The following is a 15,218-nucleotide window of genomic DNA, read 5'->3' on the forward strand; positions in this document are numbered from 1 at the left end:
GGGCAAGGTGCTGAGTGGACGTTCCGGTGCCGAATCGTTCTTTAGATCGCTGTTATCCCTGGATTTCCTTGATTCCCTTTCTAAAGGGAGAAATCCGGGGATAAAGGCGAACGCTCCGCTTCTTCAGAATCGATTTCGTCCCCTCCACTACGTTGCAGCTCTCGCAGATTGATTTTAGGATTGATCCTAACTTTTTATATGGGTTAGGTAATAGGGAGAAAAAAAGAACGGCCTTCGGGTCGTTCTTTTTTGATTTGATTTCGTTTTTTTATTTGTTTTCTTGTGTTTTTGTTGCTTTGCTACTTTCGGGCTTTGGGGCTTTGGGGCTTTGGGGCTTTGGGGCTTTGGCGAAGATGTAGTTTTTTTCAATGGCTACTTTTTATGAATGGAGACGATGGAGACTTAATTTATATGGTTCAGTGTATTGGTGATAACAATATGGTGACTTATAGGCCGTTTCTTTGAATTTATTTTGTATCGATCATTGCGTACAACTTGCTTTATTATGGCTTCTTTAAAGGTATGGGTTTAACTTTGAAGGTTAGTGATTCACAAAATGATGGGCTACTGAACAGTTTTTCTTTTTTCTCGATAACTTCGTTATCGTTCTTCCTATGATTGATTTTATAGACGGGGGCCAGGTTTTAATGGTTCAGTGTATTAGAGAGAACATACGCGCCGGTTTATCAGCTTTTTTAGATGGATTCGGTATCCCCTCACTAGTTTTCAGCTTTTACTTTTACTTTTGATTCTTTATGGTGAATGATTTTGATGAGGCCTAACTTCTGAAGGTTGTAATAGAGAAAGCACAAGCGGCCTTTAGGGATGTTGGTTTGTAACGGTTGATATCTAGAATATCCCCTGCTGAAGTCATGTTGCGGATGGTGTAACGAAGATGTTGATAGCTCAGGGGGATATCTGGTGGGAGAATCTTTTGGGGTTCTTACGTTTTGGCCTGGTTATGTTAATTGACTTCGCTACAGGAATTCTGCCAACAGGTGTTTACCTCCTGTTATGCCCCGGCAAGCTAATCCGAATGATGAGGTGATTATTGTGTCTGCTTCTCACCTAACCAAACATGCGCTGGCTCACTCGCTTAAATCACTGATGGAGCATACTCCACTGAACAAGATTACGGTCAAACATCTGGTTGATCATTGCGGCGTGAACCGGCAAACCTTTTATTATCATTTTCAGGATATTTATGCGCTGCTTGGGTGGATCTATCAGACTGAAGCGGTGGAGAGTCTTATGGAGTACCGAAGCTACAGCACATGGACGGACGGATTCTATAAAATCTTTTGCTACATCGAGAACAACAAAACGTTCTGCTGCAACACACTCAACTCGCTCGGGCGTACCCACTTGGATTCATACCTCTATGAAGTAACCCATGATCTGATCATGGGTGTTATTGATGAACTGGCCTGCGGGATTAAAGTCCGTGGTGAAGACAAAGAGTTTGTCGCCAACTTCTATACCTTGGCTTTCACTGGGCTGATCATTCAATGGATGAGGGGCAACATGCAAGAACCGCCAAAACAGATTATTGAAAAGCTCAGTGAGCTGATCGAAGGCAATGTCCTGAGGGCACTGCACAGGTATGAGAATAAGCTGCCATCCAATTAAGGATGGGCGGCTTTTTTCGCATGTGGTCTAAGCCTGATTTTTAGACACTTTTCCAAAAGTGACCGAAAATTGGACACTCCCGTTCTTTTAATCATACCTTACGGAACCTGCAAGGTTTACATTAGGGATGTGATTACAGTAACTTTTGGAGGCGAATGATCGTGAAGAAAGAACATGGTAATAAACAGGTCTATTTTGTAGGCGGCGGCATTGCATCTTTGGCGGGTGCAGCTTATCTGGTCAGAGATTGTGGCTTTCCTGGAGAACACATTCACATTATCGAAGAAATGCCGATTCTCGGTGGTAGCAATGACGGCGCTGGTAATCCCGATCAAGGGTATATCATCCGTGGTGGACGGATGCTCAATGATGAGGCCTATGAGAATCTCTGGGAGTTGCTGGCTTCCATCCCTTCCATCGACCGTCCGGGCATATCTGTGCGACAGGAGATTACTGAATTTGACGATGCCAATCCCACACATTCCAATGCGCGGCTCATCAACCGTGACGGCAAGGTCGAAGATGTGCTCTCCATGGGGTTTGATATGGCCGATCGTCTGGCAATGGGCAAGCTGATTATTACTCCTGAAGACACGCTGGGGAAATTGCGAATCAACGACTGGTTTGGCCCTCACTTTTTCAAAACAAACTTCTGGTATATGTGGGCGACCACCTTCGCTTTCCAACCTTGGCATAGCGCCGTGGAATTCAAAAGATACATGCTTCGCTTTTTTCACGAATTCCCAAGAATTCAAACGCTGGAAGGTGTCACCCGCACACCGTTCAACCAATATGACTCGATTATCCTGCCATTGAATAACTACCTGGAGCCGTTTGGCGTAGATTTCACGCTGAAATGTACGGTTACCGATCTGGATTTCAAAGACGGTGACGGCATTACGGTAAGTCGGATGCATGTGCGACGCGACGGTGTCGAGGAGGTCATTGACATTAACGAAGGCGATCTGGTCATTGTTACAAACGGTTCGATGACCGAAGGAGCCGACCTCGGCTCTATGACTTCCGCACCGAAACTGAATGGCAAGGGCAGCTCATGGAAGCTGTGGGAGAACATTGCCGCCAAGAAATCGTTGCTGGGCAACCCTTCTTCTTTTAATGATCATGTGGATGAGTCCAAATGGGAATCGTTTACGGTTACCTTCCAGGATTCGGTTTTCTTTGACTTGATGGAGAAATTCACGCGTAACCGGGCAGGTACCGGTGCTCTGGTTACGTTCAAGGATTCCAGCTGGTTCATGTCTGTCGTTCTGGCCTTCCAACCACATTTCCGCGGTCAGCCCGAGCATGTCAAGGTGTTCTGGGGTTACGGATTGTATCCGGATAACGTAGGTGACTATGTGAAGAAAAAAATGAGCGATTGTACCGGGGAAGAAATTATGCAGGAGTTGATCGGCCATCTTCATTTTCAGGAACATCAAGAGGCGATCATGGCTACCGCCAACTGTATTCCTTGCATGATGCCTTACATCACTGCCCAATTCATGCCTAGACTGAACAGCGACAGACCGAAAGTTGTGCCTGAAGGCTCCACCAACCTGGCCTTTATTAGCCAATTCTGCGAGATTCCCGATGACGTGGTATTCACGGAAGAATATTCGGTCCGGGCAGCACGGATCGCCGTCTACACTCTTCTCGGAGAGAACCGTCCGATTGAGCCGATCAACCAGTATCAATATGATGTTCGGACGCTGTTCAGCAGTTTTGTGACTTCGTTTAGATAATTGCTTATATAGTGGATTCAGAAATAGGATGAAGGAATGGTTGGATTGATCGGTGGATGGGGATAGATCTTTGGAGATATCTGTAGGATTCGGTGAGTAACTTTGTGCTCTTTAGGAAGCTTAGTTATCTTAATTGTATTGATTTCCCAAGTTAGTATGTTATGAGTTACTACATGCGTTAGCTTCAGAAGCTTGCATCCCCGTTGAACGAGTCAATGAGTGAGTATGGTTGTTGCTGAACTGAGGAGTCGTTGTATAAAAAATAGAGAGAGTTCCGTCAGCGATGACAGGACTCTCTTTCGTTTAATCGTTTACTATCTAAGCCCGACACACAGCCTTCATCGGATTGCCAACTGTCGTCTAAAGAACCTCACAAGCCTTATTACTCGAAATTTCGCAGGTTTGAAAATCTAACGAATCGTAGACATCTTATTTGCGCTGTAGACATGTTTAAGTACCGAAATATCGCTAAATTGCATTAAATAGCGTGTCTGAGATTCGTTACATTTTCTATGACTGCAAAATCATTGGAATAAGGCTTCACAGATTCGTTAGCGCTACGCGACCTACATAGAAAAATACTTATGAGAATGGAATCGCAGTGATATGTTATTGTCGATATCCTAGTCCATTCTTTCTTGAAACTTAACTTATAACTCTCCCTAGTTACTCATGTATACTCTTGTGGTTGTTCTTGGTGTTTATTTTCATTTTTTCGTCGTCACTCATCGCTTATGAGAGCCACATATTATACTCTTCCTACTCACGCCGCTTATTACAGCCTACATATCACACTTCGCTTATGTCCGGAATGTTGTGAACTTCAGCATGTGCACAAGCTTGGATAAATGTGAAATCTCCTGCTGGACGCCAGACGTATCAGTTCCCGCCATGGCCTGATTCGCCCGCAGTGTTCTACGTGTGTTCAGCATACCTTCGATCAGTTTCATGACTGTGTTGCGTCCACGATGATCGACAATCATATACTTTTTGCGTGCATCCAGCTCTACCCATACGATGTTGCTGAATGATGTGAACAGATGCCTGCGGTACAGCTCCATATCGGTCTCATTGTAATGCTCGCCATAAAAGGCATAATATCCGTGTATGTGCAACTTCTCCGCCAACACTGTGATGAACGGATCATGTTCGAGCATAGCGTTACGTTCCATGTTTCACGCCTCCGTTATGCGTGATCCGCAGATCCCGTCTTTTTGAGATCTATTTTAACATATTGTGCAAGGTGTTGCCTCTACACAGATAAAAGCCAAGTTTTAACTCCGAAGACCGATGATCACAAATGAAAGTTATTAACATGATACTATTTTTCTAAATTTAATATGACTCGCCGACCCGTCTGCCCTTCACCCACACACCCTCAATATCCAGCTCCGCATTTAGCAAAACGATATCTGCCTGTTTTCCTTGAGCCAGGGAACCTGTCCGATGATCAATGCACAGCAGGCGTGCCGGTGTCAGACTTGCTGCACGTGATGCTGCGTTCAGACTCAGGCCCACTTCCTGTACCAGGTAACGGAAACCGCGAATCATCGTCAGTGTGCTTCCGGCCAGTGCGCCACCGTCCTTCAGTCTGGCCTCGCCATGCTTCACGATGACGGGCAGGTCGCCGATCTTGTATTCCCCGTCATCCAATCCCGCAGCAGACATGGCATCTGTGATCAACACGAGTTGATCACTATGTTGCTTCAACTGAGCCAGGATCGAAATCGCAGCAGGGTGTACGTGAATACCATCGGCAATCACCTCAGCACTGATACGCGGATCACTGAGCACAGCTCCTGCAGCACCGGGTAGCCGGTGATGCAGTGGTGTCATGGCATTGAACGTATGCACCGCATGATGAAGTCCGGCTTCCACTGCCCGTTCGACCTCTTCATAGGTCGCATCCGTGTGGCCGAGTGCCGCTGTAATCCGCTGTTCACGCAGCCACGAGATGACTTCCAGTGCGCCTTCACGTTCCGGTGCCAACGTAACTTGACGGATTAGACCGGGATATTGCTTCTCCCATGCTTCAAGCCAGGATACATCAGGCAGAATGATATGTTCCGGATTTTGCGCACCAGGCCATTTCGGACTAAAAAACGGACCTTCCAGGTGTACACCCTCAAGCTGTGCATATGGCATTTCGCCTGAACGGTAGCGGTCCACTTCAGCAAGTACGCTGTCCAGTCGCTCTTTCGGAGCGCTCATGGAAGTCGCAAGCATCGCTGTTGTACCCTGCGTACTATGGAAAGAAGTGATCTTGTCCAACACCTCCGGGCTTGAATCCATAAAGTCTTCTCCGTTCCCACCATGCACATGGATATCAATGAATCCAGGCACAATGAGACCACGTTCCGGTACTGACAGTGGCAGAGCCTCGCTCCGAATCCGTTCAGGAAGACCTTCTGGTACCCCAGCATAAAGGATTTTTCCATTCCTCCAGGCTAATACACCGTCTTCCAATATCTCATCTGCAAGGAGCAGCCTGCCCCGAAGAAGAGAAATACTTTCATCAAGCCGACTCCCAGGCTCATGGCTATTTGCTCCAGTCATCTCACCAGCCTCCCTGCTGCACGGTCCAGCAATACCACCACATTTGGATGACATTGCAATAGCGATGCAGGACAGGCCGTTGTGATTGGGCCCATAAAAGCTTCGCGAATAATCTCGGCTTTTTCCTCGCCACGGGCTATGAGCAGAATCTGTTTGGCTTTCAAAATGGTACCAACACCCATCGTAATCGCCTGAGCCGGAACCTCATCGATGCTGTCAAAGAAGCGTGCGTTTGCCTTTCGCGTCTCGTCTTTCAGATCCACGACATGTGTCCGCCCAGTCAGCTCCGTTCCCGGTTCATTGAAGCCAATATGACCATTATGTCCGATGCCCAGCAGTTGAAGGTCTACCGGTCCACGATCGTCCAACCGTTGTTCATAGGAATTACATTCCTGTTCCAGATCTGCAGCCTGACCATCAGGCACTTGCGTTCTGGCAAGATCCATATCAATATGATGGAATAATTGTTCATTCATAAAACTGCGGTAACTTTCACGATGTTCTGTTGGAAGTCCTACATACTCATCCAGATTGAATGAAGAAGCCTGCGAGAAACTGACCAGTCCCTTCTGGTACAACGTGATAAGCTGTTTATATATGCCTACAGGCGAACTTCCTGTTGCGAGCCCCAATACAGCCCGTGGTTTGGTCTGCAACAAACTGGCAATGACGCCAGCACCCGTGGCGTTTAAATCTTCTTCATTTTCAAAAATGCGGATATTCATCTTCATCTGTCAGGCACCTCCGTTGTGTTGGACTCGATAAGATTGTACATTGTGATAGGATTGTTCCAGTCTGGGGATAAAACGGTCGAAGTCGGCACTTACCATGCCTGTGAACAAAATATCGACCACATGCAGCAGTGCAATACGGGAAGCCATATCTCCACGCCTCATGCCTTCTTCCAGAGAAGAGGTGAACAGGGGGATATCCGATACCGTTGCGAGTGTATTACTTCCATAGGAAGTCAGTGAAATCGTGGAAGCTCCGGCTTGTTTGGCACAATGCAGCGCATCAATGGTCTCGGGTGTTTCGCCTGAATAGGATACGGCCATTGCCACATCTCCCTCAGCGAGCGAAGATGCGGATGTAATCTGCATGTGGGAATCTGAGAAAGCAGTACAGCTTTTGCCGATTCGCACCAGTTTCTGATAGAAATCCTGTGTAACAATTGATGAGGTAGCCACACCGTACAGATCGATGCGGCGAGCCTGGCACAATAATTGCACTGCATGCTCCAATCTGCCCAAATCCAGTAAGCGGGTGGTGTCTGCAATCGATGCGAGGTGGTTAGCTTCGATAGCTTCAACAATTTTGGATAGTGAATTGCCCGCGACAATATCCTGATACGCCGTTTCCTCTGACGCGTGGGACAATTCTGCGGCAAGCTTCATTTTGAAATCGGGAAACCCTTTGAAATGAAACGACTTGCAAAAGCGGGTCACCGTCGCCGCACTTGTTCCACTCTGCTCTGCCAGATGACTAATCGTCCAGCCGGGAATGTCCGATGGAGATTGCATAATGACTTCCGCAATACGGCGCTCCTGAGACGGAAGGTTATTCAGTTCTTGCTGCAACGCACGTAATATGGCTGCCATAAGGCCCTCACTTTTATGAAAATTATTTTTATATATTTTTAAATAAATAAGAAAATCATTTTTATAACTTTATTCTAATCAAGACGATCCTGTAAATCAAGAGCAATTTCCCAGGACTTTCGCAAAGATACTGAACGTGTATAGACACTCATCTGCTTTATACACATCATAGGTATCCTTTATATTGAGAATCGAGATATGATCGTATTAAAAAAGGAGCCATTCAATGAATCGAAGACAACGGAAAAAACTTATTCCTTCCATCTGGATTATTGCTACCAAACCAACAGAAGGTCACGCCTATTATGCCCTCTATGCCATCGACTGGAAACGCGGAGGTCGATTGAGTTGGGAAGGCTGGAATCAGCTCGAAGACCTGCTGCAATTTCATATTCCGATCAAACGAAAAGCCGGAGGAAGGAAATCCGCTTCCCAGCCTGCCGCAAAAATTGCGAAAAGAGCACTCCATCTTCATCTGAACGAAGTACAGTTTGAGGAACTGGAGCAGCTCTTTTATCAGCCATTTTCGAAGAAAAAATGGAGGACGTTCATTCAAATGAATAATGAATAGGAATCAATACGTGATAAATTGATATGAATTCGCTTGTTTCATTTTTTCATGCTAAAACAAAAAAGCCTCTTCTCTTCTTTGGATGAAAGAATAGAAACGACTTTCGCGGTACAACGATTCAGTTCAATTCGAAGAAGTTTCAACTCAAGTTAACTCGTTCTAATTCATGTCATCATATCGTTTTAAGAACGTGCTGACTAAGCCGGGTACAGTCATTTGATGAACCGATTGATTCTCAATCTCCTCCGCCAGATCGTCATCTGTGAGAGAAACAAAGAACGTAATGTCTGCTTTCGTTTGTCCATATCGAGCAAAAACGTCATCCGTTGTCTCATTGGCAACTTTGGCGATGATTCGAATGATCTCATCCTTGTACTTCTGGACCTCCTCTGTTGCATACAACAATCGGCTGATATGGTTAAAGTGCGTATCCTCGCCATACTGATATTCGGAGCAGCCCCATCTGTAATAGATCTCGTCCTCCTCACTATCACACAACCCTTGCTCTTTCATACTCGAAATGTGCCTAGCCAGGGATTCCTCGGTATTCACCGCCATAAACAGCGTTACCCAATCACTGTCCGTTCCAAATACACAAGCGTATGCTTTCTCATGCTCTACCTTAGCCAGAGTTTGTTCCAAATCGGGTAGAAAACCCGCTCGAAATTGATTTTCAAATTCACTTAAAAAGCGGTCCATTTAGCTCATCCTTTCATGTTTTATATAAGTTGAATACCGAGTAGTTACACCTGCCACTTCAATGCACAGAATAACCTTCCGATCACTGTTATCCCCAGATTTCTTGTATCACTTTTATAAAAGTGGAAATCTGCGGATAAAGGCGACCGCTCCGCTTCTTCAGGTCATTTCTGCCCTCTCCGTTCTAGTGTAACTGTATAGTCTAACTGATGGAAATGTGATTTAAGAACCCACTCGTCCGTTCAAACCATTGTTTATCTTCATATATGTAATCATTATGATCTACTAAAATAATGAAAACAAGCGATGCTACGTTTCGGATCTTCCCTCAATTTAGTATCGACTCCTTCATTTCATGGTCCTTAGCAGCAGAAAAGCCTTGCCCCATTCTTCATGACAAAGAATAGAGAAAGGCTTTCATGCTGCTACTTAATCCTAACTGTAATTCGCAACTAAATCTTCAGTTCTCCAAGCTTAATCAGCTCGACAACTGCCTGCGAACGACCCTTAACATTGAGTTTCTGCATCACATTCGAAATATGGTTACGCACCGTTTTCTCGCTGATGAATAACTGCCCTGCGATGTCACGCGTTGTTTTGTCTTGAACCAGTAATTCGAATACTTCGCGTTCACGGTGGGTCAACAAAAATTTGCTTTTATGATCGATACCCTTCAATGTTCACCCCTCCTTGCTCGGGTTGTGTTGGTGTAACAAGGTTAAGGGGATACAGTCAACTCATCTTATGTCAGGTCAAGGGCGTTGGTTCAGTTTTATAAGAAAAATGGGCAGTAAACATGTGATTCATTGTCCAAAGAGAACGTATGCAATTGTCTATGTATTCGATCATGTAAAACAAACATGCCTCTGCAGCGGATGTTACCATCTGCGCAAAGGCACACTTGTTCATGTCTTAAAAAACTACCGATTCATTCGGTTCATCATGCCGCCATCATTGTGATTACGGTTCATCAGGCCATCGTCAAGGATACCATCGCGGTGATTCATACCTGTACCGTTCGTTGGGAAAATGCGCTCCACCATCGATTGGAACGTATCGATCATGCCACTGACTGGCTTACCATTACGAATATCTGTGGCATAGTTCTCGACATGCTCCACAAATTCCGGATTGGCTGATACATATACATTCTCGATGTTTGGTGCAAACTGCTTGATTTTGGCTGAAATCTTACCCTTAATCTCAGCTGATGTGTTATCGTCCGTGCTATCTACACGTTGTCCCTCACTTTTCATACCATAATGCCCATCGTCCGTCCCACGTGCTTTGCCGCTGTTTGTCAGACCACGCATCATACCAACGGCGCCTGTACCCATGGTTCCATAGATGCTGCGGTCATTCCCCATATGGCTGCGATCCGTTGCTGAATTCGTGTTCAGTCCTGGAGCAATTCCGCTAGTGCTGTACGGAGACATTGTGCCCGTACCACCATTCACACGCATACCACCCATATCGTGATTCATGTTGCCCCCACGCATGGTATCACTGGCATGATTACGCATTGTTCCAGACAGCATGCTCGTACGACCATTGGACTTGCTTTCCAACTTGCCTGCATGACCATCTGCCAAACGAACCGCCACATAAGCATTACGATCCGTTAACATGACACGGGCGGATTTAACTTCCTTCATCTCCGTGATACGTTTTGCAAGCTCTTCACTGGATTTCAGGTCAGTCACATTATGCATGCGATAACTTTTCGCACGGATGCCATCCATTCCATTTGTTTCCACACCATAACGGTTAATGCCGTTGGCTTGCTGACGAACACTTTGCGTATGCATATTGTTGGTGTCCCGATTCGTGCCACAACCTGTCAAACCGGCCATTACAAAGATTGCAGTAGATAATGATAACGTAATAGCTGTTGCCTTTTTGACTGCTGGCATGTACTCATCCTCCAATGTATGTTGGTTTTGGTCACAAAGATAGGATGCGCTTCTGTACGTACCGATATGCTGAAAGGATATGGTACCTTTCCCTGTAGATTCAGGTGTTTCTTCGCTATATAAAATAAAAAACAGTGCTGCGTTCACAGCACTGCCTCCAAATAATACTTGCATCTCAACACAATAATATCACTTATCTTCCGCCCCGCTCATTTCCCGTCTGTTGATGAGGAAGTTGTTGCGTCATGTGCAGAACTCGACGACTCTTTCGAAGAAGTTGTGGATGCTTTAATTGTATCCGGGAATTTCTCTGCTTCCGTTAGACTTGTCGCATCCATGCCATATGCCCATCGACCATCCGGCGTAATGACCCAAATCTGATCCGGTTTGGATGGTACCGTAAGCCCCCGATACACATCTCGAACTTGTTGGCCATTTACCGTCTGTTCAACAGACAGGGTGAATCGTGGAACAGTACCTTTCAGCTCGGAAGCTTTGCGCACATCATCTGCTGTTGACAGGTTTTTGATTTTACCGATAAGGGATATGGCGTCTGTGGAATCAATCGTTTTTCCATTCAGTGTCCAGGCCTGCTCTGCCGCATCGTTCTCCGATGTTGATGTTAACAACCAGGTAGCTGCTTCACCTTCCCACTCCAGAGATCCAACATTTGTCTCATCCATGTTGAACGGTGTAGTATCCAACAAATCACGACGAGACAAAGCTATGTTGGTAATCGCCTCTGTCTGTACGGCAACCACGGGACCCTCATCTACGCGCACATATCGTGCGTCATCTGCTGGAAGCTGGCCACCAATAGCCAATTTGATCTCCCGATTATCTTTAAGTTTGATATCCATACGTGTAGCATCTGTTCCTAATCCATACTTATTCAGATCCGTTGGCGCTTCTTCCACCACCAGTTCCTGATTCGCACCACTCAGAGCATCTAACCAATTGCTAACACTGTAACCGTTCAGAGGATAGGCTTTTGGCTCAACCATCTGCCATACACCATTTTCAAGCGTCAGGGTCGAAGTTGCTGCTGTACCGGCTGTCTCCTCCGTTGTGTCATGTATTGTAATAGATTGAATATCCCCGGATTGAATACCGAGCAACTTGGCTTGCGCCGCTTCTTCTTCTCGAAAATAATTTTGACTGGCCGCGTACACCCATCCCACAATCAGTACGATGACCACCAGGATTGTTGGAACCCATTTTCTCATACTCGTCTGCGCCTCCACCATAAGAGTACACCTATGATAACAAAGAGGAGTGGGAATGCTACAATAGCCACGAAGAAAATTGTTCTGGCCTGTTCGCCATTCAGGTATGCCATCTCATACCCGGCTTGTACCCGTGGGCGAATCGTCAATCCATTTTCTTTCTCACTCAAATAGTTTACCGTATTCAAAATAAAGTCCCGATTGCCACCATTCGCAATTTCCGAATCCTGCATGAAAATGGACGAGCCCAGAATAACCGCCTTCGGTTTACCATCCTTCGTATCAGCTGCATACCCTAATTCCACTGGACCTTGAATGTCCTTTTCCGGATCATTGGTCGTTTCATTTTGCAATAAACCGCCGATATTTGTCTCCCCATAACTGTCACTGGAAGATTGAATTAATGGAGAAAGGGTATATTTATCCTGTTCTTTGCTGGTCAACGCAATCGACAAGGACAACATCGGATACAATTGGCTCTCAGCGAGTTTGTCCGTAATTGCATGTGTACCGTACTCCGGCACCACCCAGAGTGGCCCCATCGTACTGGCTTGCTGATTATCCACCATGACCGCATGCTCATCAACGACGCCATAGTCAGCCATGAGGGCATCGATGTTTTTCCAACTGGATTTCATATCTTCCACAAATCCGAGGGATAATAACAGCTTGCCTCCATTACTCAGATAGGTGCGAATGGCTTTCATTTCGGTATCACTGAGATCACGTTGTGGACCAATAATAGCGAGCACATCTGCATCCTCGGGAACCTTGCCAGCCTGATTCAGCTGCAATTCTTCCGTTTGCACATTATTTTGTTCCAAGGAGGATTGCAGCGTAGTCATCTGAGCTAGACTCAACTCTTCATGTCCAGTCAAAAAGACCATTTTGTGCATCTCCGTGGATGACATATTCATGAGCGCCTGCGTAAGTTTTTCCTCACCTGTGAACTGGTATGATCCGTCACTTCCGTCACCTGTCGCGGTGAACAAACTGGCGATATCAATCACTTTGTGTTGATCTCCCTGCTCCAGCACAATGGAGCTGCCTGTTATGCCATATTTGGATGCAAGCGCAGGTTCCTGCGTCAGATTATATTGTTTTATTTTCAACTTGCTGTTACGTTTCGTGTATTCCTCGACCATATCCGTGACCTCACGGTTCAGGACGGTGTTGTTGGCATTTTCGACAGTTAACACCAGAATGTTGACGTCATCCTTCACATTTTTGATCGCAGTAAGGGACTGGTCAGATAACGTGTATTGTTTGTTCGAGGTCAGATCCAGCTGGAAGCCGCCAAGTGAATTCAGGAACAGTGTTAGCAAAATAAAGATGCCAATCACCGCTACGGACAACACGGTACTGTTGGTATGACTTAACCATTTTTTCATCTTCTCACCTCCACCGCTTCCGTTCCACAATTTGAATGCTTAACAGCAGAAACACACCCGAAAGGGTGACATAATACAAGATATCCGGCCCACTAAGCACACCTTTCATGAAGCTGTCGAACCGGTTAGTCAGGGCAAACGGGTCCAGCCACTGCTGTAAAACAGAACCTGTATTACCTGCGAATGAATCAAGCATCCACAAAACGAGCAAAATAATAAAACCCGCCACCGCAGACACCATCTGATGTTGGGATAATGTAGATGCGAACAGTCCAATCGCCATCATGCTTCCGCCCAGGAAAAATAACCCCAGCGCAGACATCCATACCGTCGTCATATCCAATGTCCCATAGAACGACATGATGAATGGGTATACCAGACTACACAGGATGAGCACAACCAGAATGGCCAGAGAAGCAAGATATTTGCCAAAAATAATTTCTGTTACACGTGCAGGAGAAGTCAGCAACAATTCATCTGTTCCCTGTCTGAATTCCTCTGCAACCAGTCGCATCGTTAACAATGGCACAACAAACAGCAGCATGGACAACGTATCGCCCAACACGAGACGGTAATCGACAATACTCGGCTGGTAATATACAAAGCTTGAATAGAACAGCAGACTGGTCATCAGTACATATACGGCAAAAGCAAAATAGGACGTTGGTGACAGAAAATAAGCTTGCAGCTCTTTGTTGCATACCGCCATCATTCGTCTCATTTGGAGTCCTCCCTTTTGCTGGAATGGGACGAAGCATCCGTTGATGTACTCGTTGATGTTCCCGATATACTCGACAGGTCGTTGTCCGAAGATACGTCCTCCTGATCCATCTCTGCGTCAGCAACCTTATCCACATCTGCCGAATTTGCGTCTGTGTCTGTTGCCTCGGTTGTGGTCAGCTTCAGGAAGATTTGTTCCAGACTCAGGTTCTCCTTCTTCATCTCCAGTATCGGTAATCCTGCACCTGACAAAAGGTAGAACAGCTCCTCCCGGAAATCTTCCGAGTTTTCTCCAGTAAGCAGCATTTTAACCGTTTCTGCTGAATCTGAATTAAGTGCAGTATCTTTGGCGGTATTCGCATCCGACGCTTGAATGACTTCACTCCGCACCTTCTCCCATGGTGTCAGCACATTATGTAATTGCTCCGCAGTGGCCTTCACTTCAATCGACACTTTGAATTGATCCCCCATTGCTGATCCGAAATGCTGAGGTGAACCATCCAGCACGAGCTGTCCCTGATTGATGATCAACATTCGATTACAGAGTGTGCTCACTTCAGGCAAAATATGCGTACTGAGCAGCACTGTATGGTTCTCCCCCAGTTCTCGTATTAAATCCCGGATCTCGATAATCTGATTTGGATCAAGCCCCGATGTTGGCTCATCCAGAACCAGCAGATCTGGCTTGTGAATAATGGCTCCTGCCAGCCCAAGGCGTTGTTTGTATCCTTTGGATAACCCACGTACCATTTGTCTTTCCCGACCCAGAAGTCCCAGTCTGCTAACCATCTCACTGACCCGCAGCTTAACCTCACGTGCCGGGACATCTCGCAAATTGGCTACGAATTTAAGATAGGACTGCACCGTCATATCCGGATACAGTGGCGGCGTTTCAGGCAGATACCCAATCTTGGAACGAACACGCTGGCCCTGTTCATGCACCGATACCCCATCCACCATAATGGAACCCGCGGTTGGATGCACATAGCCTGTAATCATACGCATCGTTGTTGTTTTTCCGGCACCATTGGGTCCGAGAAAGCCAACAATCTCACCACGTTCCATGGTGAAATCCAGTTGATGTACGCCGCGTTGCCCTTCGTAAACTTTGCTGACCTGTTTCACTTCGAGCACATCATTCATCCTTTCCCGTTAAAATACCCGTGCACCATC

General features: G+C 46.1%; 14 protein-coding genes. 3 read left to right on the forward strand and 11 right to left on the reverse strand.

What is annotated here, in order from left to right:
* Nucleotides 1–1,014: 1,014 nt before the first annotated feature.
* Both IFU39_RS29420 and IFU39_RS29425 read left to right on the forward strand, forming a co-directional pair.
* Nucleotides 1,015–1,629, forward strand: coding sequence for a TetR/AcrR family transcriptional regulator (locus IFU39_RS29420; protein WP_197997961.1), 615 nt, complete (start codon nucleotides 1,015–1,017; stop codon nucleotides 1,627–1,629).
* Nucleotides 1,630–1,784: 155 nt separating this feature from the next.
* Nucleotides 1,785–3,371 carry an oleate hydratase gene (locus IFU39_RS29425; protein WP_192136274.1) on the forward strand — a complete coding sequence of 529 codons (1,587 nt, stop codon included), beginning with the start codon at nucleotides 1,785–1,787 and terminating at the stop codon, nucleotides 3,369–3,371.
* A gap of 800 nt (nucleotides 3,372–4,171) precedes the next feature.
* Here the strand turns inward: IFU39_RS29425 and IFU39_RS29430 are convergent.
* The 4 genes from IFU39_RS29430 to IFU39_RS29445 form a co-directional block, all read right to left on the reverse strand.
* Nucleotides 4,172–4,543, reverse strand: a complete 372-nt coding sequence (locus tag IFU39_RS29430) for a hypothetical protein (protein WP_091020917.1) — start codon at nucleotides 4,541–4,543, stop codon at nucleotides 4,172–4,174.
* A gap of 163 nt (nucleotides 4,544–4,706) precedes the next feature.
* Nucleotides 4,707–5,927 (reverse strand): N-acetylglucosamine-6-phosphate deacetylase, encoded by a 1,221-nt coding sequence (gene nagA / locus IFU39_RS29435; RefSeq protein ID WP_192136275.1) that lies wholly within the window; start codon nucleotides 5,925–5,927, stop codon nucleotides 4,707–4,709.
* Nucleotides 5,924–6,652, reverse strand: coding sequence for a glucosamine-6-phosphate deaminase (gene nagB / locus IFU39_RS29440; RefSeq protein WP_091020929.1), 729 nt, complete (start codon nucleotides 6,650–6,652; stop codon nucleotides 5,924–5,926). Before nagB ends, nagA begins: the two co-directional genes overlap by 4 nt.
* A 9-nt stretch (nucleotides 6,653–6,661) precedes the next feature.
* Nucleotides 6,662–7,525, reverse strand: a complete 864-nt coding sequence (locus IFU39_RS29445; protein ID WP_091020915.1) for a MurR/RpiR family transcriptional regulator — start codon at nucleotides 7,523–7,525, stop codon at nucleotides 6,662–6,664.
* A 226-nt stretch (nucleotides 7,526–7,751) separates the two neighbouring features.
* Here IFU39_RS29445 and IFU39_RS29450 point away from each other — a divergent pair, with 226 nt between their 5' ends.
* Nucleotides 7,752–8,096: a hypothetical protein gene (locus tag IFU39_RS29450; protein ID WP_192136276.1), complete on the forward strand. Its 345-nt coding sequence runs from the start codon at nucleotides 7,752–7,754 to the stop codon at nucleotides 8,094–8,096.
* Nucleotides 8,097–8,255: 159 nt separating this feature from the next.
* Here IFU39_RS29450 and IFU39_RS29455 read toward each other — a convergent pair whose 3' ends face one another.
* From IFU39_RS29455 to IFU39_RS29485, 7 genes are all read right to left on the reverse strand, one after another.
* Nucleotides 8,256–8,795: a DUF4303 domain-containing protein gene (locus IFU39_RS29455; RefSeq protein ID WP_192136277.1), complete on the reverse strand. Its 540-nt coding sequence runs from the start codon at nucleotides 8,793–8,795 to the stop codon at nucleotides 8,256–8,258.
* A 452-nt stretch (nucleotides 8,796–9,247) separates the two neighbouring features.
* Nucleotides 9,248–9,472 carry a helix-turn-helix domain-containing protein gene (locus tag IFU39_RS29460; protein ID WP_017692532.1) on the reverse strand — a complete coding sequence of 75 codons (225 nt, stop codon included), beginning with the start codon at nucleotides 9,470–9,472 and terminating at the stop codon, nucleotides 9,248–9,250.
* 243 nt (nucleotides 9,473–9,715) lie between these two features.
* On the reverse strand, nucleotides 9,716–10,882 hold the full coding sequence (locus IFU39_RS29465) for a YhcN/YlaJ family sporulation lipoprotein (protein ID WP_105601181.1): 1,167 nt from the start codon (nucleotides 10,880–10,882) through the stop codon (nucleotides 9,716–9,718).
* A gap of 35 nt (nucleotides 10,883–10,917) precedes the next feature.
* On the reverse strand, nucleotides 10,918–11,934 hold the full coding sequence (locus IFU39_RS29470; RefSeq protein WP_192136278.1) for a DUF4340 domain-containing protein: 1,017 nt from the start codon (nucleotides 11,932–11,934) through the stop codon (nucleotides 10,918–10,920).
* Nucleotides 11,931–13,325 carry a GldG family protein gene (locus IFU39_RS29475; protein WP_192136279.1) on the reverse strand — a complete coding sequence of 465 codons (1,395 nt, stop codon included), beginning with the start codon at nucleotides 13,323–13,325 and terminating at the stop codon, nucleotides 11,931–11,933. Before IFU39_RS29475 ends, IFU39_RS29470 begins: the two co-directional genes overlap by 4 nt.
* A gap of 4 nt (nucleotides 13,326–13,329) precedes the next feature.
* A complete protein-coding gene (locus IFU39_RS29480) occupies nucleotides 13,330–14,046 on the reverse strand; it encodes an ABC transporter permease subunit (protein ID WP_047841224.1) in 717 nt (238 codons plus the stop codon).
* Entirely contained in the window at nucleotides 14,043–15,179 is a 1,137-nt protein-coding gene (locus IFU39_RS29485) for an ABC transporter ATP-binding protein (RefSeq protein ID WP_105601186.1), read from the reverse strand. Before IFU39_RS29485 ends, IFU39_RS29480 begins: the two co-directional genes overlap by 4 nt.
* Between the last annotated feature and the right edge of the window lie 39 nt (nucleotides 15,180–15,218).

The sequence above is a fragment of the Paenibacillus sp. CFBP 13594 genome (assembly GCF_014842675.1).
GTDB lineage: Bacteria > Bacillota > Bacilli > Paenibacillales > Paenibacillaceae > Paenibacillus > Paenibacillus amylolyticus_B.